The 20,228-nt window shown below is 70.4% G+C and carries 15 protein-coding genes; 9 read left to right on the forward strand and 6 right to left on the reverse strand.

Translation table 11 applies throughout. The features are described 5' to 3' along the window. The first annotated feature begins 83 nt into the window (after window positions 1–83). Complete coding sequence (locus AC5L36_RS29945; RefSeq protein WP_441219736.1) at window positions 84–1,349, forward strand: hypothetical protein; 1,266 nt, start codon at window positions 84–86, stop codon at window positions 1,347–1,349. Window positions 1,350–1,368: 19 nt separating this feature from the next. Further along, complete coding sequence (locus AC5L36_RS29950) at window positions 1,369–2,442, forward strand: glycosyltransferase family 4 protein (RefSeq protein ID WP_441219737.1); 1,074 nt, start codon at window positions 1,369–1,371, stop codon at window positions 2,440–2,442. Here the strand turns inward: AC5L36_RS29950 and AC5L36_RS29955 are convergent. Further along, window positions 2,429–3,022 carry an acyltransferase gene (locus AC5L36_RS29955; protein ID WP_441219738.1) on the reverse strand — a complete coding sequence of 198 codons (594 nt, stop codon included), beginning with the start codon at window positions 3,020–3,022 and terminating at the stop codon, window positions 2,429–2,431. The genes AC5L36_RS29950 and AC5L36_RS29955 overlap by 14 nt on opposite strands. 374 nt (window positions 3,023–3,396) lie before the next feature. Here AC5L36_RS29955 and AC5L36_RS29960 point away from each other — a divergent pair, with 374 nt between their 5' ends. The 7 genes from AC5L36_RS29960 to AC5L36_RS29990 are packed head-to-tail and all read left to right on the forward strand — an operon-like array spanning window position 3,397 to window position 10,584. Further along, a complete protein-coding gene (locus tag AC5L36_RS29960) occupies window positions 3,397–4,428 on the forward strand; it encodes a Gfo/Idh/MocA family protein (protein ID WP_441219739.1) in 1,032 nt (343 codons plus the stop codon). Further along, window positions 4,425–5,396 (forward strand): NAD-dependent epimerase/dehydratase family protein, encoded by a 972-nt coding sequence (locus AC5L36_RS29965; protein WP_441219740.1) that lies wholly within the window; start codon window positions 4,425–4,427, stop codon window positions 5,394–5,396. The genes AC5L36_RS29960 and AC5L36_RS29965 overlap by 4 nt, the downstream gene beginning before the upstream one ends. Beyond that, a complete protein-coding gene (locus AC5L36_RS29970) occupies window positions 5,393–6,526 on the forward strand; it encodes a DegT/DnrJ/EryC1/StrS family aminotransferase (RefSeq protein WP_441219741.1) in 1,134 nt (377 codons plus the stop codon). The genes AC5L36_RS29965 and AC5L36_RS29970 overlap by 4 nt, the downstream gene beginning before the upstream one ends. Beyond that, window positions 6,523–7,200, forward strand: a complete 678-nt coding sequence (locus AC5L36_RS29975) for a NeuD/PglB/VioB family sugar acetyltransferase (RefSeq protein WP_441219742.1) — start codon at window positions 6,523–6,525, stop codon at window positions 7,198–7,200. The genes AC5L36_RS29970 and AC5L36_RS29975 overlap by 4 nt, the downstream gene beginning before the upstream one ends. After that, window positions 7,197–8,297 carry a DegT/DnrJ/EryC1/StrS family aminotransferase gene (locus AC5L36_RS29980; RefSeq protein WP_441219743.1) on the forward strand — a complete coding sequence of 367 codons (1,101 nt, stop codon included), beginning with the start codon at window positions 7,197–7,199 and terminating at the stop codon, window positions 8,295–8,297. Before AC5L36_RS29975 ends, AC5L36_RS29980 begins: the two co-directional genes overlap by 4 nt. An 11-nt stretch (window positions 8,298–8,308) precedes the next feature. Beyond that, on the forward strand, window positions 8,309–9,571 hold the full coding sequence (locus AC5L36_RS29985; RefSeq protein ID WP_441219744.1) for an MFS transporter: 1,263 nt from the start codon (window positions 8,309–8,311) through the stop codon (window positions 9,569–9,571). Next, entirely contained in the window at window positions 9,568–10,584 is a 1,017-nt protein-coding gene (locus AC5L36_RS29990; RefSeq protein WP_441219745.1) for a TolB family protein, read from the forward strand. Before AC5L36_RS29985 ends, AC5L36_RS29990 begins: the two co-directional genes overlap by 4 nt. A 12-nt stretch (window positions 10,585–10,596) precedes the next feature. Here the strand turns inward: AC5L36_RS29990 and AC5L36_RS29995 are convergent, their stop codons facing one another. From AC5L36_RS29995 to AC5L36_RS30015, 5 genes are all read right to left on the reverse strand, one after another. Next, window positions 10,597–12,051 carry a lipopolysaccharide biosynthesis protein gene (locus AC5L36_RS29995; protein WP_441219746.1) on the reverse strand — a complete coding sequence of 485 codons (1,455 nt, stop codon included), beginning with the start codon at window positions 12,049–12,051 and terminating at the stop codon, window positions 10,597–10,599. After that, a complete protein-coding gene (locus AC5L36_RS30000) occupies window positions 12,048–13,268 on the reverse strand; it encodes a glycosyltransferase family 4 protein (RefSeq protein ID WP_441219747.1) in 1,221 nt (406 codons plus the stop codon). Before AC5L36_RS30000 ends, AC5L36_RS29995 begins: the two co-directional genes overlap by 4 nt. Window positions 13,269–13,280: 12 nt before the next feature. Then, complete coding sequence (locus AC5L36_RS30005) at window positions 13,281–17,195, reverse strand: DUF4082 domain-containing protein (protein ID WP_441219748.1); 3,915 nt, start codon at window positions 17,193–17,195, stop codon at window positions 13,281–13,283. A gap of 281 nt (window positions 17,196–17,476) precedes the next feature. Then, window positions 17,477–18,943 carry an O-antigen ligase family protein gene (locus AC5L36_RS30010; protein WP_441219749.1) on the reverse strand — a complete coding sequence of 489 codons (1,467 nt, stop codon included), beginning with the start codon at window positions 18,941–18,943 and terminating at the stop codon, window positions 17,477–17,479. Continuing rightward, window positions 18,940–19,995: a GumC domain-containing protein gene (locus AC5L36_RS30015; RefSeq protein WP_441219750.1), complete on the reverse strand. Its 1,056-nt coding sequence runs from the start codon at window positions 19,993–19,995 to the stop codon at window positions 18,940–18,942. Before AC5L36_RS30015 ends, AC5L36_RS30010 begins: the two co-directional genes overlap by 4 nt. Window positions 19,996–20,228: the final 233 nt, after the last annotated feature.

The raw sequence follows: 20,228 nt of genomic DNA on the forward strand, positions 1-20,228 counted from the left end.
GGCTTCGAAGCGACCACCAGCCTGGACACGATGCTCGACGAGGTCGTCCCATGGGTGACCCAGGCCGTACACGACGGACGGCTGTGACGACCCTCTTCGCCGAGCCGGTGCGGGTCGCGCAGACCCGCACCGGCCGCTGGCGGACCGTCGCGCTCGGCGTCGCAGCCGTCGCCCTGGGCACCGCGCTCGGTCTCCTGCGCCAGCCCGGCGCCGGCGCGCTCGACACGATCTGGGCCGAAGACGGCGACGTCTTCCTCGGCGAGGCCGTACGCCAGGGCCCGCTCGACGCGCTCGTCACGTCGTATGCCGGCTACTTCCACGCCGTACCCCGCCTGATGGCCGCGGTCGCGTCGCTCTTCCCGGCCGGCGCCGCCTCGGCGGTCCTGGCGCTGGAGGCGGCGCTCGCGGTGTCCCTGCTGGCCCTGCTTGTGTACACGGCCAGCGGCAGCCACCTCACCGGGCAACTCTCCCGCGTGCTCGTCTCGGCCGTCGTCGTGGTCGTCCCGCTCGCGCAAGGCGACGTGCTCAACTCCATCGCCAACTTCCACTGGTACGGCCTGTACGCACTCTTCTGGGTGCTGATCTGGACACCGTCGCGGCCGGCCGGTCGCGCGGTGGCCGTGGCGGTGACGTTCCTCGTGGCGGCCAGCGACATCATCGCCGTCGTCTTCGTCCCGCTCGCCCTGTGGCGTGCGCTGCGCCGCTCACCCGGCCGCGACCGGCACGGCATCGCGCTGGCCGGCGGGCTCGCGGTGGGGCTGCTGGTCCAGTTCGCCGGCCTGCTGGGCGGTTCGAGCGAACGCGACCTCGCCCCCGACCCCGTGCTCGCGGTCACCGGCTTCCTGCTGCGCGCGGTGCCCGCGCCACTGATCGGCGAACGCTGGCTCGGCGACAGCGTCGACACCCGCTGGGTGGCCCTGGCCGCGGTCGCCTGGCTCGTCGTGGCGGCCGCGCTGCTCGTCGCATACACCCGGCGCACCCGCCCGGCCTGGACGCTCGCCGTCGTGGCCGGACTGCACGCCGCCGCGCTCTACATGGTGCCCGTGCTGCTGGCCGGCACGGCCACCCCGCGCTACGCCGTCGCGCCCGCGATGCTCGTGGTCACCGCGCTCGTGGCACTGCTACAGCCGGCCGGCTCACGGCTGCCGCTGTACGCGCTCACCGCCCTACTCACGCTGATCGCCGCGGTAAACCTCCGCGTCGACAACCTCCGTGCGGATGGTCCACAATGGAGTGACGAGCTGGACGTCGTCCGTCAGGAGTGCCAGCGGGTACCCGGGCAGAATGTCGAGGTGGCCATACCGCCCGACTGGACCACCTCGCTTCCGTGTTCGTACCTGTCCCGTTGACCACCGCACCGGAGATGTCGTGATCTCGCGCCTTGCTGGAAAAGCCAACCAAAGGCTGGAGGCCTTCCGGCTCCAGCGCGAGCTACGCCGCCGCCAGCCACCGGCGTTGCACACCGCACCCGAGTCCAGGACGCCCACCGTCTACTACCTCGGGCCCGACCTCGACCTGCCGATCGGCGGCATCCGGGTCATCTACCGGCATGTCGACGCGCTACGGCGGATGGGCGTCGAAGCCACCGTGCTGCACGGCACCGACGGCTTCCGCAGCACGTGGTTCGAAAACCAGACCCGCATCGAGTACACGTCGCAGACCCGGATCGGCCCGGAGGACCTGCTCGTGGTCCCGGAGTGGTACGGGCCGACCCTCGACCGGATCCCGCGCGACATCCGGGTCGTCATTTTCAACCAGCGGGCGTACGACACCTGGGACTACGTTCCGTACGGCGAGACCGGCCCGGGCGCCCCATACGCGGGGCACGACAACATCCGCGCGATCCTCACCGTCTCGCGGGACAACGCCGACCTCCTCGAGTATGCGTTTCCGCAACTGCCCGTGCACCTCACCCGCAACGCCATCGACCCGGCACTCTTCCACCCGGGTGAAGGCCCGCCCGGACGGCGGATCTCGTTCACCACGACCCGCCGGGCACGCGAGCGCGCGCAACTCCTGCACATCCTCCGCTCCCGCGACGCACTGCGCGGCTGGGAGGTCGTGCCGATCGAAAACCGCACCGAGCGGGAGACCGCGGAGATCATGCGGGGCAGCGCGATCCATCTCAGCTTCAGCGACCGCGAGGGCTTCGGCCTGCCGCCGGCCGAGGCGATGGCGAGCGGCGCCTACGTCGTCGGCTACCACGGGCTGGCCGGCCGCGAGTTCTTCGACCCGGATTACAGCACCGCGGTCGACGACGGTGACCTCGTCGGCTTCGCCCGTGCCACCACCGAGGCCTGCGCGTCGTACGACGCCGATCCGGAAGGGTTCAGCAAGCTCGGCCGGACCGCCTCCGAGCGGGTGCTGGCCCGATACTCCGCGGAAGGGCTGGCCGAAGACCTGCGCGCCTTCTACACCGCGATGGGCTTCAGCCCTCGGTGAGCGTGCCGTCGACCTCGGTATAAACGCTGCCGGAGCGGGGGCACACAAACTGGCCGTCGCCCTTGGCCACCAGCGGCTCGCCGGCTCGCCCGACCCAACCCACCCGCCGCGCCGGGACACCGACGACGAGCGCGAAGTCAGGCACGTCTTTGGTCACGACCGCACCGGCGGCGACGAGGGCCCACCGGCCGATCCGCACCGGCGCCACACACACCGCCCGGGCGCCGATCGCGGCGCCCTCGCCCACCACCACGCCGACCGCCGTCCAGTCGTCGCCCCCCTTGAGACGGCCCTCCGGAGTGACCGCCCGCGGGTACTCGTCGTTGGTCAGCACCGCTGCGGGCCCGATGAACACCCCGTCGGCGAGCTCTGCCGGCTCGTACACGAGCGCGTAGTTCTGAAGCTTGACGTTGTCGCCCAGCCGGACGCCGGGCCCCACGTACGCCCCCCGGCCGATGACGCAGCTCCGCCCCACGACCGCGTCTTCGCGCACCTGGGCCAGATGCCAGACCCGGGTGCCGGCCCCCACCTGGGACCGCGGGTCTACGTCCGCAGTCGGCGCGACGACGGCGTCGGTCATGTCGGATCCTCCCGTGCCTGCTGCTTGTCCGGCGTGAGCCTACTGTCGGAGGTGATATACGCGGAGTCGCCAACCCGACGCGGCGTCGGGACCGACCGGACCGGGCGCACTGCCGACCGCGCGGAAGCGCCGCCGAGTGTGCGAGTGGCATCGGCCGACAGGTTCGACCGAGCCGCCAAACATACCGGTGACCTGCTTTTCTCTGCCGGATTTCCGTCAGTGCGCTGGCCCGTGCGGGCGCCGGGACGATAGCTTGCCGGAGCGGATCACGGTCCGCCATGCCACGGCGCAGGTGGTTCGTGGCACAAATCCTTCTCACGGACCGAAACGGGACATCTGTGACCTCACCTGTCACGGCCACCGAGCCAATTGGCGTGGCTGTCATCGGCGCCGGCTACTGGGGGCCCAATCTCGTACGCAACTTCCAGTCCTCGAGTGCCTTCCGGCTGCGGTGGCTGTGCGACCTCGACGTGGAGCGGGCCCGCCGGGTCCTGGGTGGATACTCCACGATCCAGGCGACCGCCAACCTGACCGAGGTGCTCGCCGACGAGAGCGTCCAAGCGGTGGCGATCGCCACACCCGCCGCTACCCACCTCGACGTGGCGATGGCCGCGCTCCGCGCCGGCAAGCACGTGCTGGTGGAAAAGCCACTGGCCGCCAGCCACGCCGAGGGGCGCCAGCTGGTCACTGAGGCGGAGCAGCGCGGGCTCACGCTGATGTGCGACCACACCTACTGCTACACGCCGGCGGTCCTGCGCATCCGCGAGCTTGTGCACGGCGGCGAGCTGGGCGACGTGCACTTCCTCGACTCGGTCCGGATCAACCTGGGGCTCGTGCAGCGCGACATCGACGTGCTGTGGGATCTCGCGCCGCATGACCTTTCCATCCTCGACTTCGTGCTGCCGCCGGGCGTGCGCCCGGTGTCCGTCGCGGCACACGGTGCCGATGGGATCGGCGCCGGCCGGGCCTGCGTCGCCTACCTCACGCTGCACCTCAACACGGGCGCTATCGCGCACATCCACGTCAACTGGCTCTCGCCGGTCAAGGTGCGCACCACGATCGTCGGCGGCTCGAAGCGGACGCTGGTGTGGGACGACCTCAACCCGTCCCAGCGGCTCTCCCTCTACGACCGCGGGGTCGACGTGGCCGGGCCGGACGAGCTCGCCGACGACCAGCGGCGAGACATGCTGATCTCCTACCGCTCCGGCGACATGATCGCTCCGGCGCTCGGCGAGCGTGAGGCGCTGCGCACGATGGTCGAGGAGTACGCGCGGGCGATCCACAGCGGCACTCCGGCGTTGACCGACGGGCGGGCCGGCCTGCGGGTGCTGAGCATCCTCGAGGCCGCGTCGCGTAGCCTCGCCAGCGGCGGCACCATGATCGACCTTGACGAGGAGGACCTGTGACTTCCGCGGTGCAGATCGAGGGGACGCGGGCGCTGGTCACCGGCGGTGCCGGCACGATCGGCTCGCACGTGGTCGACGAGCTCGTGCGCGGTGGCGCGGCAGACGTGGTCGTGCTCGACAACTTCGTGCGCGGCCGCAAGGACAACCTCGCCTGGGCGCTGGAGCACGGCCCGGTGCGGATCGTCGAGGGCGACATCCGCGACGCCGCGCTGGTGCGCGAGCTGACCAAGGGCAACGACCTCGTCTTCCACCTCGCCGCGATCCGCATCACGCAGTGCGCCGAGGAGCCGCGCCTGGCCAACGAGGTGCTCGTCGACGGCACGTTCAACGTGCTGGAGGCGGCCGCGGCGGAGCAGGTGCGCAAGGTGATCGCCTCGTCGTCCGCCTCCGTGTACGGGCTGGCCGAGGAGTTTCCGACCACCGAGCGCCACCACCCGTACAACAACGACACGTTCTACGGCGCGGCGAAGGCGTTCAACGAGGGCACGCTGCGCAGCTTCCACAGCATGTACGGGCTGGACTACGTGGCGCTGCGCTACTTCAACGTGTACGGCCCGCGGATGGACATCTACGGCCTCTACACCGAGGTGCTGATCCGCTGGATGGAGCGGATCGAGTCGGGCACTCCCCCGCTGATCCTCGGCGACGGCCTCCAGACGATGGACTTCGTGCACGTGGCCGACATCGCCCGCGCCAACGTGCTCGCGGCCCGCGCCGACGTGACCGACACCGTGTACAACGTGGCCAGCGGCACCGAGACGAGCCTCAAGGAGCTGGCGGCGGCGCTGACCGAGGTGATGAAGTCCGACCTCGCGCCGGAGCACGGCCCGGCCCGCGCGGTCAACGGCGTGACCCGGCGGCTCGCGGACACCTCGGCGGCGCTGGACGAGATCGGCTTCAAGGCGGAGATCGGCCTGCGCGAGGGCCTTCAGGGCCTGGTCGACTGGTGGCGGGGGACGAAGTCGTGAGCGCGAAGATCCCCGTGATGATCCCCATGCTCGGCGAGGAGGAGGCGCAGGCGGCGGCCGAGGCCGTCCGTTCCGGCTGGGTCGCGCAGGGCCCGCGGGTCGCCGAGTTCGAGCGGCGGTTCGCCACGCTCGTCGGCGCCGAGCACGGCGTCGCGGTCAGCTCCTGCACCACCGCGCTGCACCTGGCGCTCGTGCTGCTGGAGATCGGCCCCGGCGACGAGGTGATCGTGCCGTCGCTGTCGTTCATCGCGACCGCCAACGCCGTGCGGTACGTCGGCGCCACCCCGGTCTTCGCGGACGTCGAGCTGGCCACCGGCAACCTCACCGTCGAGACCGTCGACGCGGCACGCACCCCGCGCACCCGGGCGGTCATCGCGGTACACCAGGGCGGCGTGCCGTTCGACGTCGAGGCGCTGCGGAGCGCGGCCGACTCGTGGGGCGTGGCGCTGGTGGAAGACGCGGCCTGCGCGGCCGGCTCCACGGCGTACGGCAAGCCGGTCGGCGCCGGCGCGAAGGTGGCCGCGTGGTCGTTCCACCCGCGCAAGGTGATCACCACCGGCGAGGGCGGCATGCTCACCGTCGACGACGGCGACTGGGCGGTCCGGCTGCGCCGGCTGCGCGAACACGGCATGAACGTCTCGGCCGCCGACCGCCACGCGAGCACACAGCCGGTCCTCGAGGCCTACCTGGAGACCGCCTACAACTACCGCATGACCGACATCCAGGCCGCCGTCGGGCTCGTACAGCTGGGCCGGCTGGCCGGTCTGGTCGCCCAGCGCCGCGAGCTCGCCGCGCGCTACCAGGAGCTGCTCGCCGACCTCGACGGCCTCGTGCCGGTGCGCGACCCGGCGTACGGCGAGACCAACTACCAGTCGTTCTGGGTGCTGCTGGAGTCGTTCCCGGTCGGGCGCGACGAGGTCCTGTCCGAGCTGGCCGCGGCCCGCGTATCGGCGCGGCGCGGCATCATGGCCGCTCACCTGGAGCCGGCGTACGCGGACGTCACCCCGGCGCCCCTGCCGGTGACCGAGCGGCTCACCCGCGACTCGCTGATCCTGCCCCTGCACCACGCGCTCACCGAAACCGACCAAGACCACGTCGTCAGCGTGCTGCGCAAGCTGGCCGGAAGATGAGGGATCTGGTCATCGTCGGCGCGGGCGGCTTCGCCCGTGAAACGGTGGCCGCCGTTCGCGCCATCAACGAGGTCCGGCCCGCGTGGCGGCTGCGCGGCCTGCTCGACGACAACCCGGCCCTGCACAGCACCACGCGCCTGGGGGTGCCCGTGCTCGGTCCCCTGGACGCCGCCGCGGAGACCGACGCCGCCGTCGTGGTGTGCGTCGGCAACCCGCGTGACCCCGGCGTGCGGGAGCGGGTGGTCGACCGGCTCGGGCTCGCCGCGGACCGGTACGCGACGCTGGTGCACCCGGCCGCACAGATTGGCGCCGGCAGCCTCATCGGGCCTGGCACCGTACTGCTGGCCGGGGTCGTGCTCACCGCCGATGTGACCGTCGACGCGCACGTCGCCGTCATGCCACACACCGTGCTCACCCACGACGACCGGGTGGCCGCCTTCGCCACCATCGCCTCCGGTGTGCGGGTCGGCGGCGGGGTCACCGTCGGCCGCGGCGCCTACCTCGGCGCCGGCGCGCTGATTCGGGAGTCCGTTACTGTCGGCGCGCACTCGCTTGTTGGCATGGGCTCGGTCGTGCTCGCCGACATCCCGCCTGGCGAGGTCTGGGTCGGCAACCCGGCCCGACACCTGCGCCCGGCGCATGCCGCATCGCTCTTCAAGGAGAAGACGCAATGAGCAACATCCCGCTGGTCGACCTGGCCGCCGCGCATGCCGAGGTCGCGGAGGAGGTCGAGGCCGGCTTCAAGCGGATCATCGGAGGCACCGCCTTCATCGGTGGCGCCGAGGTGGCCTCCTTCGAGGAGGAGTACGCGGCGTTCACCGGGGTGCCGCACTGTGTCGGCGTGGCAAACGGCACCGACGCGATCGAGCTAGCGCTGCGGGCGGTCGGGGCGGGCCCCGGCAGCGAGGTGATCCTGCCGGCCAACACGTTCATCGCGACGGCGGAGGCGGTGGCCCGGGCCGGCGCCCGCCCGGTGCTTGTCGACTGCGACCCGGACACTTACCTGATCGACGTCGACGCGGCGCTGGCGGCCGTCACTCCGGCGACCCGCGCGATCGTCCCGGTCCACCTGTACGGCCAGCTCGCGCCGGTCGAGCGGATCCGGGCCCGGCTCGGCGGCAGCGACGTGGCGATCGTGGAGGACGCGGCCCAGTCCCAGGGCGCGACCCGCTTCGGGCGCGGCGCCGGCGCGGACGGCATCGCCGCGACGAGCTTCTACCCGGGCAAGAACCTCGGCGCGTACGGTGACGCCGGCGCGGTTGTGGCGGCCGATGCGGAGCTCGCGAAGGCGGTGCGGACGATCGCCAACCACGGCGGGCTGGCCAAATACACGCACGACGTGGTCGGCGTCAACAGCCGGCTCGACGCGCTCCAGGCGGTGGTGCTGCGGGCCAAGCTGACCCGGCTGGCCAGTTGGAACGAGGCCCGGCGGGCGGCCGCCGCCCGGTACCACGCGCTGCTGGAAGGGCTCGACGTCGTGCGCCCCACGACGCTCGAGGGCAACGAGCACGTGTGGCACATCTACTGCGTGCGCGTACCCCGCCGGGAAGAGGTGCTGGCCAAGCTCCACGCGGCCGGCGTCGGCGCGGCGATCCACTACCCGGTGCCCGTGCACCGCACCGGCGCCTTCGCCGGGCTGGGCCTCGGCAAGGGCTCATTCCCGCACGCCGAGCGCATCGCGCCCGAGCTGCTCTCGCTGCCCATCTACCCGCAGATCACCCCGGCACAGCAGGAGCGCGTGGTCCGGGAGCTGGCCGCCGCACTCGGCTGAGGCAGGACTCCGTGTACGTATCGGTCCGGGATCGACCCGCCGGAGAGTCGCAGACAGGGGGCGCCGTCGCGCGTCGGGTCTCGTCGACCGTGATCCTGCTCGGCGTCGTCAGCCTCCTCACCGACGTCTCCTCGGAGATGGTCGCGTCGGTGATGCCGCTCTACCTGACGGCGGTGGTCGGGCTCAGCCCTGCCGCGTACGGCTTTTGGGACGGCATCTACCAGGGCGTGAGCGCGGTCGTCCGGATCGCCGGCGGATACGCGGCCGACCGGCGGGAGCACCCGAAGCTCGTCGCGCTGGTGGGGTACGGCGTCTCCGCGCTGAGCCGGATCGCGCTGCTGCCGGCGCAGGGGTTCGCCGCGATCACCGCCGTCACCAGTGCCGACCGGCTCGGCAAGGGTCTGCGTACCGCGCCCCGCGACGCGCTCATCGCCGCCTCGTCCGACCCGGCCACGCTCGGGCGCTCATTCGGCGTGCACCGGACGCTGGATACGCTCGGCGCGGCGCTCGGGCCCCTGCTCGCGTTCACGCTGCTCTGGCAGGTGGCCGACAGCTACGACTCGGTCTTCGTGGTCTCGTTCGGCTTCGCCACCGCGGGCGTCGCGGTACTCCTGCTCCTGGTCCCCAACCTCCGCACGGCGGCCAGCGCGACCCGGGTCGGGCTGCGGCGCGTGGCCCGCGAGCTGGCAGGGCGCTCGCTGCGCCGCCCGCTGATCGCCGCCGGCCTGCTCGGCCTGCTCACCGTCGGCGACGGCTTCATCTACCTCTCGCTTCAGGACCGGGACGACTTCGCCGCGCTCTACTTCCCGCTGCTTTACATCGGCACCAACGTCGCCTACCTCGCGCTGGCCGTGCCGTTCGGCCGCCTCGCCGACCGCGTGGGCCGCGCGCGCGTCTTCGTCGCCGGCCACCTCGCGCTGGTGGTCGGTTACCTGCTTGCCGCCCGCCCGGCCGGTGGGGTCGCCGCGACGCTGGCCGTGCTGGCGCTGCTCGGCACGTTTTACGCGGCTACCGACGGGGTGCTGCCCGCGCTGGTGAGCCGGCTCGTGGCAGCGGAAACCAGGGGCAGCGGCATCGCCGCCGCGCAGACCGTCGTGGCGCTCTCCCGCTTCGCGGCATCGCTCGGCTTCGGCATCCTGTGGCAGTTCGCGGGCCGCGGCGCCGCGCTGGTCATCGTCTCCGTCGCCCTGTCCGCCGCCATCCCGGCCGCCGTCATGCTGCTTCGCGGCATCGACCGGCGCCCACCGCTAGTGGATTCGATGGTGAAATCATGAGCCAGCGCTGGCGGATCGCCGTCCTGGTCGCCGTCCTCCTCGTCACCGCCGCTGGCGCGAGCGGCTTCGTGCTTAGCGAGCATCGCGCGCAGGAGCGGAAGGAGGCGGCCGCGCCGGATGTGGCAGTCCGCGACGACGTCGACGCCCTGCGCGGCGAGCCGCACCTGGTGTTCCGCAACACCGCGCTGGGCAACGGATACGGCGAGGTGGCGATGGTGCCGCTGCGGGCACCGGACGGGTCGCGCGCGCTCACCGGCGCCACCTGCGACCGGGTGTACGCGACGGCGGCAGAGGCGGTCTGTCTCACCGCCGACCGCGGGATCGTCACTACCTACCAGGCGAAGCTGCTCGGTCCGGACTGGAAGCCCACACAGGATCTCCCGCTGACCGGGATACCGAGCCGGGCCCGGCTGTCCCGGGACGGCAGCCTGGTCGCGACGACCGCTTTCGTTTTCGGCGACTCTTACGCCAACCCGGGCCAGTTCTCCACCCGGACCGTGGTCACCCGGGCCGGCGGAGACGTCGTAGGTGACATCGAGACGTTCCGGCTGACCGTCGGCGGGAAGACCGTCACGGCGATCGACAAGAACCTCTGGGGCGTCACGTTCGTCGACGACGACACCTTCTACGCCACCGCGGCCTCCGGCAAGAAGACCTGGCTCGTCCGCGGCAGCCTTTCCGCGCGTACGGTCACCGCGCTGCGCGAGGACGCCGAGTGTCCCTCCCTGTCGCCGGACGGCACCCGGATCGCGTTCAAGCGCCACGGCGACCTGCCCGCCGGGCAGTGGCGACTCGCGGTGTACGACCTCGCGAGCGGCCGCGAGACGGTGCTGGCCGAGACCCGGAGCGTCGACGACCAGGCCGAGTGGCTCGACGACAGGACGATCCTCTACGGCCTGCCCCGCGGCGGCGCGTCCTCGGCCAGTAGCGACATCTGGCAGGTGCCCGCGGACGGCACCGGCGCGCCGCGGCTGCTGGTCAAGGACGCCTGGTCACCGGCCGTCGTGCGCTGACGGCACCGCGCCTCAATCGGCCGTCGCGCCGACCGTGCGCAGGGATCGCAGCACGTGACGCATCCGGTAGCCGAGTAGCGCGATCGTCGCTACCGCAGCCACTCCGGCGATCGCCAGCACGACCACGTCGATCGAACTGAGCCGCCCGGCGACCAGCGACACCGCGGCCACCGCCAGCGCGCCGGCCACCGGCAGCGCCAGCCGCCAGGTGAACGCGCCAGGCGGTATGCCCACCCGGCGCATCTCGAACAGGTAGATCGGCAGCACGACGAGCAACGCGACCGCCACCTGGGCGGCGCCGGCGCCCCAGAGCCCGCCCGCATTCGCGCCCAGCCAAAGCGCTGGTACGAGCGCTACCAGCCAGATCACCTGGACGGTGAAGACAACCCGGGTGTTCGCGATGACGACGAAGTAGTCGTAGATCAGCTCGAACACGATGCGGGCGGCGGCCAGGACGGCCAGCCACACGAGCACGGGGGCGGACGGCTGCCACACACCGCCGTACACGAACCGGATGAGCGGGTCGGCGACCGCGGCGAGCAGCACGCACGCGGGCAACGTCACAGAGGCGAGGAGCCCGGCGGTGGAAAGGAACGCGGTGCGCATAGCGGGCGCGTCCCCTTGCAGCCGCGCCAGGGCCGCCGGCGCCACCGCGCGTACCGGCTGGGAGAAGATGCTGATCGGCCAGTTGGAGAGGTTGACGGCGAGCACGTAGTAACCAAGCGCCACCGGACCGAGCAGCGCACCGACCATGAGCCGGTCAACGTTGGTCGCGGCGAAGACCACGATGCTCGAACCCGCCAGCGGTAACCCGAAGCGCAGCAGCTCGCGTGCCTTGCGGCGGTCGAAGCCGAAGCGCAGCCCTTCCGGCGCGAAGCGGAAGAACAGGATCGCGCCGGCGATCGCGCCGGTGAGCTGGCCGATCGCCAGGCTCATCGCGCCGAGGCCGGCCAGTGCGCAGCCGATCGAGGTCAGCGCGCTCGACCAGTTGGTGGTCAGGTCGGCGACCGTCTTGCGGTCTTGCCGAAAGCCCCGCTGAAGCAGCGCCACCGGCGTCGCGACCAGCCCGCTCACGATCACGCTGAGCGCCAGTACGCGGACCACCGGGGTGGCGGTGGGGTCGCCCATCGCGGAGGCGAAGAATGGTGCGCCGAAGAAGCAGCCGGCGTACACGAGGCAGCTGGCCACCACCGAGACCGTGGCCACGGTCGGGGCGATCTCCTTGGGCTCCCCCGGCCACCGCACGATCGCGAGGCTCACGCCGAGCTCGTTGAAGCTGAGCACGGCGAGTAGCGCCACCATCGCGACCGCGAACGTGCCGAACGCCTCCGGACCCAGGATGCGGGCCAGCGCGATGCCGATGACCAGGGTGCTCAGCCGGCCGAACGCGGTGCTGGCGAAACTCCAGCCGAGCGCGCGACCAGCCTTGGCGAAAAGCGACGCGTCCTCGGCGACCTTGAGGCTCACCGCGCCCGCCGGAGCCGCTGACGGACCGACTCGGGCATCATGTCGGCGGCCGCCTTGTGCGCCGCGACCCGGGCCGCCTCACCGATCCGGCGAGTGGGCGGCTGATGCTGCGCCAGCGCCCGGGCGTACACCTCGGCGAGCTTGTCGGCCGCCGCCTTGAGGCTGAACCGCTCGAGCACAAGGCGCCGCGACCACCCACCGAGGCGACCGCGAAGCGTGGGATCGGCGGCCAGCACGCGGATCTGCTCGGCAAGCGGGCCGGCGTCGAGATCACCGTCGCCGATGCCCCAGAAGCCAGCGCTGAGGAAGTGGTCGAGCGTCTCCGGGGTGCACTCCCGGGAAAAGCCCTCGATGCCGAGCACGACCAGCGGGTGGCCGAACGACATGGCCCGCAGCGCCGAACCGCCCATGCCGAGCGCGATGTCCATCGCGGCGTACGCGGGTCGCGGGTCCTCCAGCGCGCCGGGCAGCAGCACGGCCGGGCGGCCGAGCGCTTCGTTGACCTTCGCCGCCTCGGCTCGCAGCTCGCCGGCGGACGGCCCGGTGCCGACCACCACCAGCCGCAGCCGCTCGTCGTCTAGCCGGCTCAGCGCGGCCATGGCCCGCAGGATGCCCTCGGCCTTCATGTCCGGCTCAAGCCGGGAGACGACGCCGAGCAGCAGCTCGTCATCGCGGATGCCGAGCGTGTCCCGGAAAGCCTGGCCGTCGACCGCTGTGACGTCGTCGGCGTCGGTGTTGACGGGTGGCTCGATCAGCGTCGGCCGCGCCCGGAACGCCGCCGCCTCGTCCACCAGCTCCTGGGTGCCGACGATCAGCTCGGGATAGCGGGGCAGCCAGCGCGGCACCGCCATGCCGTAGATGGTCACCACGACCGGGAGGCCGAGCCGCAGGTGTGGCCCGTCGAACGCGTCGAGGGCGAGCGGGAACTCATACACGTGCACCAGGTCCGCGCGGTGTGCCTTGGCCGCGGCGGTAAGGCCGCGGGAGACCGCCCGACGGTACGGCACCACGGCTCTGTGCCGCTCCACCGGATGCCGCACCAGGCTCAACGGCAGGCCGGCTGACCTGACCATCTCGGCCATCGGCCCGGGCACTCCGGTGTGGACGCCGAACACGGCCACATCGTGGCCGTGTTCGCGCATCGTGAGTGCGAAGTCGAGGGCGTTCAGCTGGCTGCCCCCCAGCTCGAGATGGTGCAAGCCGACGAGCAGCCGCATGTCACTCTCCCGCTAGGAACCGGTGGGTTTGAAGATGACGTCGACCCAGTAGTTGTGGTTGGAGGCGGCGCTCGGGTGACCGCCGCCGGAGCCGTACAGGTAACCTGCCGCCGTCATGGGCGCGTGCAACGGTACGTTGTCGACGCCACCGGCTTGGAATGTGTTGACGTCCACGGCGTACCAGCCGGATGGCGTGTAGTAGGACACCGTGTACGCGGTGTTGGGCGTGATCGTCACCGGCTCGTCGAAGATCAGGTTTTGCCAGCCGGAGGCGGTCTCGCCGACGAACGTCCCGGTGGCGCGCCGGGTGCCGGTGGCGTCCCACAGCGAACCGGTGTGGGTTCCGGTGTTCTGCGGGCCCTTGTAGAACCGTACGCCCAGCACCTGTCCCGCCACCTCCGACCGGAACGTCATCCCCAGCTCGATGGGGCTCCGGTCATCCCACTCCACGTTCTGCGGCGTGGCGTTGGTCGGGAAGAGCGTGAGCGCGCCTTCGGGCAGCGGCACCGGCGGCACGGTCGGCGTCGGGCTCGGCGAGGGCGTCGGGCTGCCGGTCGGGCTCGGGCTGGCCGTAGGGCTGGTGGTCGGGCTTGGCGACGGACTGCTCGTGGGAGAGGCGCTCGTGCTCGGGGTCGGCGTCGCCGACGGCGTCGGCTCGGGGTTGCCACCGCCCGAGGGCATGAACAGCGGGTCGACCCAGTAGTTCGACGAGTTGTACGAATTTTCCGGGAACGTGTCGCCGCCGTAGGCGTACACGCCGTTGGCGCCGCCGGGCGCGCTCAGCGGCCCGTTGGTCCATGTGGAGCCGAAGAAGTTTGTGTTGATCGCGTACCGGCCGTTCGGCGCGAAGTACGACACAACGTACTCCGTGCCGGCGGTGACGTTCAGCGGGTCGAAGAGCGCCGTTTGCCAGCCGGAGCCGCTCCCCTCCCCGAACGTCACCTGCCGTAGGCGGCTGCCCGTCGAACTCCAGATGCTGCCGGTGTGCGTGCCGGTGTTGCCCGGGCCCTGGTAGAACCGCAGGCCGATGAGCTGGCCGTTTTGCGACGGCGTGAACCGGACACCGAGCGTCACCGCCGAGCCGTCGCTCGCCGCCGCTGTGGCGGGCGTGGCGTCGGCCGCGAAGAGCCGCGCGACGCTCGGGTCCACGTCGGTCGTGAACGACCAGGTCTCACTGACGTCGTTGCTCTGGGTGTCGCTGGCGGAGACGGTCGCGGTGTACTCGGTCGCGTGCGCCAGCGGCGCCGACGGCGTGAACGTCACCGTCTTGGTGCTGTCGTTGTACGCCTTCGTGCCGGCGATCGTCTGGTTGGCCGGGTTTTTGAGCGTGAACTGGACCGACGCCGAGACCACCGACTTGGAGAACGTGGCGGACGGCTTGACGCTCGCCGCCACGCCGGAGGCGCCGCCGAGCGGGGTGGTCGACACCACGACCGGCGCCGAGCTGCCGCTGTCGGTGAAAAGCACGTCGACGTAGTAGTTGGTGTCCTGGTACGTCTCGGTCGGGAAGCCCGCGCCAAGGCCGTAGACGCCGTTGCCGCCCTCCACATCGGACGCCCGCGGGGCCACGAGCGGGCCGGCGGAGTGCGCGTTGAATGTGAAGAAGTACGGATCCGCCGCGTAGTGGCCGTTCGGCGCGTAGTACGAGGCGACGTAGGTGCGCCCCTCGATGACCGGCACCGCGGGCGAGAAGTTGAGCGTCTGCCAGCCGGTCGAGGTCTCGTTGCCGAACGTGCCGGTGGCGAGCAGCCCGCCGGTGGCGTTCCACAGCGTGCCGGTGTGCGTGCCGGTGTTACCGGCGCCCTTGTAGAAGCGGATGCCGGAAATGTAGCCGCTGGTCTGCGGCACGACCTTGACGCCTACCTCGACCGGCGAAGTGTCGCCGACCGCCGGGTTCTCCGGCACGCGGGCGCCGAAGAGCGTCGACTTGCCGGTCAGGTTGATCTGGCGGGTGGCCGGCACCGGCTGGATGTTGGCGCTGTCGTCGATCGCCCGGATCTTCAGGGTCTGGGTCGTCACACCGCTGGTGTAGAACGCGTACGACCACGAAGTGGTGCCGTTCGCCGGGTGCCAGGTCGTGCCGCCGTCGGTGGAGACCTCCACGCCGGCGACCCGCCCCCCGGTGTCGGCGGCGGTGCCCTGCACGGTCACCTGTGCGCCGTTGGCGAACGTGGCTCCCTGGGCCGGCGCGGATACCGTCACGGTCGGGGCGGTGGTGTCGGTGGAGGTGGTCGCCGCGTCCAGCTCAGGCATCCGGGTGGCGGGCAGCGCGCCCATGTCGGCGAGCAGGTTGACGGTCGCCTGCTGCATCCGCTCGTCGGGCGGCGACTGCACGCCGTCGTGCAGCTCGTCGAGGCCCCAGGCCCACTGGATGCTGCCGGCGGAGAAGACCAGAGCGCCGCTCTGCGCCCGGTACAGCGTCAGGTTGTGCGTCGTGGTGCCGGGCGTGACGACGCTGCCGAAGTCGCGCAGGTACTCCGGCGTCTCCCCCACCGTCTTGGAGAGCTTGACGAGACCCTCCGGACGGAAGCCGTTGTCGATGTCCTCATTGGACTCGTAGCCGACCGTGTTCGGCGCGAGCGTGGCCACCTGGTTGCCGGTGAGGGCGTCCAACCCGGTGTTGCGCCAGAGCCGCATGTCGCCCTGTTCGGCCGGCACCTGGAGCGACAGGCTGGCGTTGTTGGACTGGAACATCGTGCCGGTGAGCGCGTTTTCCGGCTTGCCACCGTTGGACGGCGGGCTGAACCGCGGGTCCCGCCACGTGCCGGTCCACTCGGACGACGGGTCGATCTTGTCGTTTGCCCATGTTTCCTTGTAGCAGACCAGCGTCCGGTACGCGTTGCCCGCGCCGTCCACACTGGACTCCCAACGGGTCTTCCAGTAAACCTCGTTACCGCTGAAGAACGCGAGGCTCACACCCGCGTCGCGGGCCGCCTCCACGTTGGCCCGCTGCTGGCCCGACCAGTACTCGTCGTGGCCCACGGACAGGAAGACCTGGTGGTTTTGGATCAGATTGCCGCGACGGTCGGAGTCGACGCCGGTGGTGTAGCTGATGTCGTACCCGTTGCGCTCGAGGAAGCGGATCATCGGATACTCGTTGCTGAACAGGTAGTCGCGCGAGGTCACGCCGCCCCGGGTCGCGAAGGGCCGGTTGTAGCTGAGCTTGTAGGCCCGCCCGTTGTCCCCACCGCTGTAGAAGTTGGCGCCGCCGTAGCTGTTGTAGGCCTGCCAAGTGGTGTCGGAGGTCTGGAAGAACAGCGCCGAGTTGCTCGCGTCGTTGCGCACCACGAAGGGGATGTGGCTGCCGTCGCTGGCGCCGGGCCGCTGGAGGCGCGCGACGTAGACGCCCGACACCATCGCCGCCGGAACGTCCCAGAACGCGGAGATCCCCCACGTGCCGCAGTCGTAGATCTCGGTCGTCGTGCTGGTCACGCAGGGCGGCTGGTTTTGCGGGAGCGATGCCGACACGGTGACGTTGTCCGCCACCTTGCGGGCGCCGTCGCCGTCATACCAACCGAGCCGGTAGATGTCGACCTCGTACGAGTTGGCAGTGGTCTTGATTTTGAAGTTGACCCGCTGGCCCGCGTTGACGCTGATGTCAGTGGCGAAGCCTTGGATGGCCGCGTCGCCGACACCGTCGACGTCCCACTGGTCGCGCGGCGTGCCGTCCTTGCTGTTTTCGCAGACGATCGGATTGACCACCGGGTTGCATGGGTCGGCGGCCGCGAATGCCGCCGGCATCGCGATGAGGCCACCGCCGGTGAGCACGAGCAGCGTCGCGCTGGCGGCGAGCACGATGCGGCGCGCGGTCGGCCGGAGCCCCGCGTACCAACGGAGTGCAATCGAAGCGATCGAGAGGCCGCGCTGGCCAATGCCGACCAAGCCCTTCACGACGGACCGCACGCGATCCGCCCACACCGCCGTCATCCGGATCTTTCCGGTCCCCCCAGACCGTATGTCCGTCCCATCACCGTGCTTGGTGCCCACGCAAGCTCACTCTCCACGATTTAGCTGGCAGCCGGATCATGATCCCCCGCGGCCTCTGCGGACGTTAACGGCGCGAAGGGGCATGGGGCAATGAGGCGACCACCCATAACGCGACACCAAGACGGCGTGGAGAACTCAACCTTAGAGACAGACCTGGGTGGGCGAGCGACAGGTTTCCGACAAACGCGGGCGCGCGGCTTTCTGACGATACCAATAAAGCGTTACGGCCGTCGATACACCGGCGCGATCCTGATCACAGCGTCAGCGACCCGCTCCGCATTGTGCGTGTCATCCCGCTCCGGCCGTTCGGTGAACGACACGACCGTCGAGGTCCGCACGGTGCGCGCGGGATGTGTGAGTCGCCACACGGCGCCACAGACGCCCATGAGGAGGAATACCGTCAAAGCGAATGTGGTGAACCACAGGGAGTCGACGGTGGCGGCCACGAGCAGCGAGACGACCTGCGCCGAGATCAGTGCCGCGCACAGGTGCCGGTCTTCCTCGATCGTTGAGCGCCGCCAAGCGATCGCGGCCAGGACGATGGCGGTCAGGTGCATCAGCGCGAAGACGGTGACACCGATCAGGCCGCCAGTGACGAGCGTGTAGAGCCACTGGTTGTCGAGGACGAGTCCGTCGTAGAGCTCCGGCACGAGGGTATTGGGCCCGCGCCCCAGCCAGGGCCGCTGGGAGAACCAGTGACCGACGAGCTCGTAGTCGTCGGTGCGGCCGGAGATGCTCGGGTCTTCCTCGGCGCCGGTGAACATGTAGCTGACCGTGCCGAGCAGGCCGGGCCGGACCACCATCATGCCGGCCATCGTCGCGACCGCAAGCAGGAGCATGTTGTATCGCACTCGCCAGTTCCAGGCGATCATCATGACGACGAGAACGGCGGCAAGCGCCACGACACCCGTGCGGGAAATCGACATCGGCACCGCGACCGCGGTCAGCAGAGCCACCAACCCGGCGAGGTAGCGGTGCCGCTTCAGCGCGGCGTACCGCGCGAAGTGGATGGCGAAGGGCAGGGCGACCGCCATGAGCGCGCTGAACTCGATGTAGTGCGCGGCGGTCGAGGCGACCCGGAAGAACTCGCCGGTGCCGCGCTGGGACAGGCCGATGATGCCGCCCTTGACCTCCAGGCCCGGCACCACAAGGTATTCGGCGATGTTGATTTGGGTGGTCGACTGGATGATCCCGATCGCCGCCATGTAGCCAGCACACCAGACGAAGACGCGGAGGACGCCTTTGAGCCGGTCCCAGTTGGGAATGCCGTCGGCGACGACGAGCGCCACGCCGAGAAACTGGAAGAGTTGGAGCATCGCGAAGTTTTGTGCGTTTGCCTCCAGCGCAGGCAGGCCGCGCAGCAGGCCGGCCAGATAGGAACCCATCGTGCCGGCCAGGTAGAAAAACGCGGCCCAGCGGATCGGCTGCGGTCCGGTCATCACCAGCCGACGGTTAAGCCGGGTCAGCGCCCACCACACGAAGAGGGCAAACGCTACGAGCAGGGCGGGACGCCCGGCGAACGACATGTTGGGCACGATCAGCGTGCCTGGAATCAGGTAGAGCAAGCAGATCATCACGCTGACCACGGCGGCCACGTCGATCCGGGCACGGCGCCGCCGCGTCGCGTATGTGCTTTCGGCGACCAGCGACGGCTCGAGGTCGACCGGGTGGAAAGCGTAAGCGGTCAACGTTCCTTGTTCTTGTCTTGACCGGTGCGCCACGAGACCTGGGACAGCGGAAGGACGATCGTGCTGTCGACCTCCTCAGCCGGCTGCTGGATGCGGACCGTCTCCCCGCCCACCGAGCCGTTGGGCACCTTCGCCCCATTGCTGCCATTGGTGCTGCCATTGGTGCCGTTGGTCCCGTTGAATACCTTCGCCCCCTTGGCGGCCGCGCTCTCCGCGGCGGCCGCGCTCTCGTGGGTGCGCCCAGTGCCGTTGCTCTGCCGCACGCGGGTGAACAGACTGCTCCGCGCGGCGCCTGACTCGCCAACTGTCGCGTTGCCCATCGAGATGACCATCGTGGAGTCACCGCCGGAGTCGACGGATCCGGGGCGGGCCGGACCGGCGCCGCTCGCCGAGTCGTCCGGCTTCCTGGTCTTGGCGCCATTCTTCGTACGGCGGCGCAGGAGCGCGTCGAGGCCGATCGAGACGCCGACACTGATCATCAGGGCGATGCCGAGGCCCACGATCATCACACGCTTCTTCTTCGACGTGATGGCCACGACCTTGTCGCCGTTGTCGAGCGGGAGGGTGGTGATGGACGTGGCGCGGGTCGCGCCGAACTGCTGCTGCTGTGCCACCACGAACTCGTCGAGGAGTTTCATCAGCCGCTGCACCGTCGCGGTCGCCTGGGCCGGCGTCGAACCGACCGCCTCGATGGTGAAGTAGGTCGTGCCGTACTCGACGGCGATGGTGAAACTGTCCGTATAGCCATCTTCCACAAGCTGTTCGAGCACAGGCTCGTCCTGCGCTTGGAGGATGACCGCGGAGCCCAGGGCGGCGAACCCGAGGTCGAGCCAAGGGTTGGTGGGCTTCTTCACCGCGCCTTCGCCGGTCGTCGAATTGGGCGGCGGGATCATCTGGAGGTGACCGACGGCACTGTAGTCCGGCTTGATGTTCTTCGTCATGAGGAAGACGGCCAGAAGCGAAACGACCAGCAGTGGGGTGAACACATACCAGCGCCGGAACAGCATCCTGGTCAGATCCCAGAGATCCACAGTGTCCTCTCGATTCGCCACAGCACACACATCTAGAGCCCGTAACCCTGCGCGAATGCACGATTACCCGGCCGCCTGGTCCGACAGGCTAGAGACAGGGTACGCGGCCAGGGAAGGGCTGCCCAGAGCCTCGATACGAGGGGGTCGGACACCCGACGCTTGGCTTGACCCGCCAGACCAGGCCCATAAGATAGATGCTCATCGTTGAGATCTGGTCGTCACCACCCGTACAGATATCCAACCAGATAGTCCGG

The sequence above is a fragment of the Phytohabitans sp. LZ39 genome (assembly GCF_059359075.1).

What these genes read in the sequence shown, in the direction of transcription:
- AC5L36_RS29955 (WP_441219738.1), bottom strand. Translation starts at nt 3,022, where the DNA reads ATGACCGACGCCGTCGTCGCGCCGACTGCGGACGTAGACCCGCGGTCC.
- AC5L36_RS29975 (WP_441219742.1), top strand. Translation starts at nt 6,523, where the DNA reads ATGAGGGATCTGGTCATCGTCGGCGCGGGCGGCTTCGCCCGTGAAACG.
- AC5L36_RS29980 (WP_441219743.1), top strand. Translation starts at nt 7,197, where the DNA reads ATGAGCAACATCCCGCTGGTCGACCTGGCCGCCGCGCATGCCGAGGTC.
- AC5L36_RS29990 (WP_441219745.1), top strand. Translation starts at nt 9,568, where the DNA reads ATGAGCCAGCGCTGGCGGATCGCCGTCCTGGTCGCCGTCCTCCTCGTC.
- AC5L36_RS30000 (WP_441219747.1), bottom strand. Translation starts at nt 13,268, where the DNA reads ATGCGGCTGCTCGTCGGCTTGCACCATCTCGAGCTGGGGGGCAGCCAG.
- AC5L36_RS30005 (WP_441219748.1), bottom strand. Translation starts at nt 17,195, where the DNA reads ATGACGGCGGTGTGGGCGGATCGCGTGCGGTCCGTCGTGAAGGGCTTG.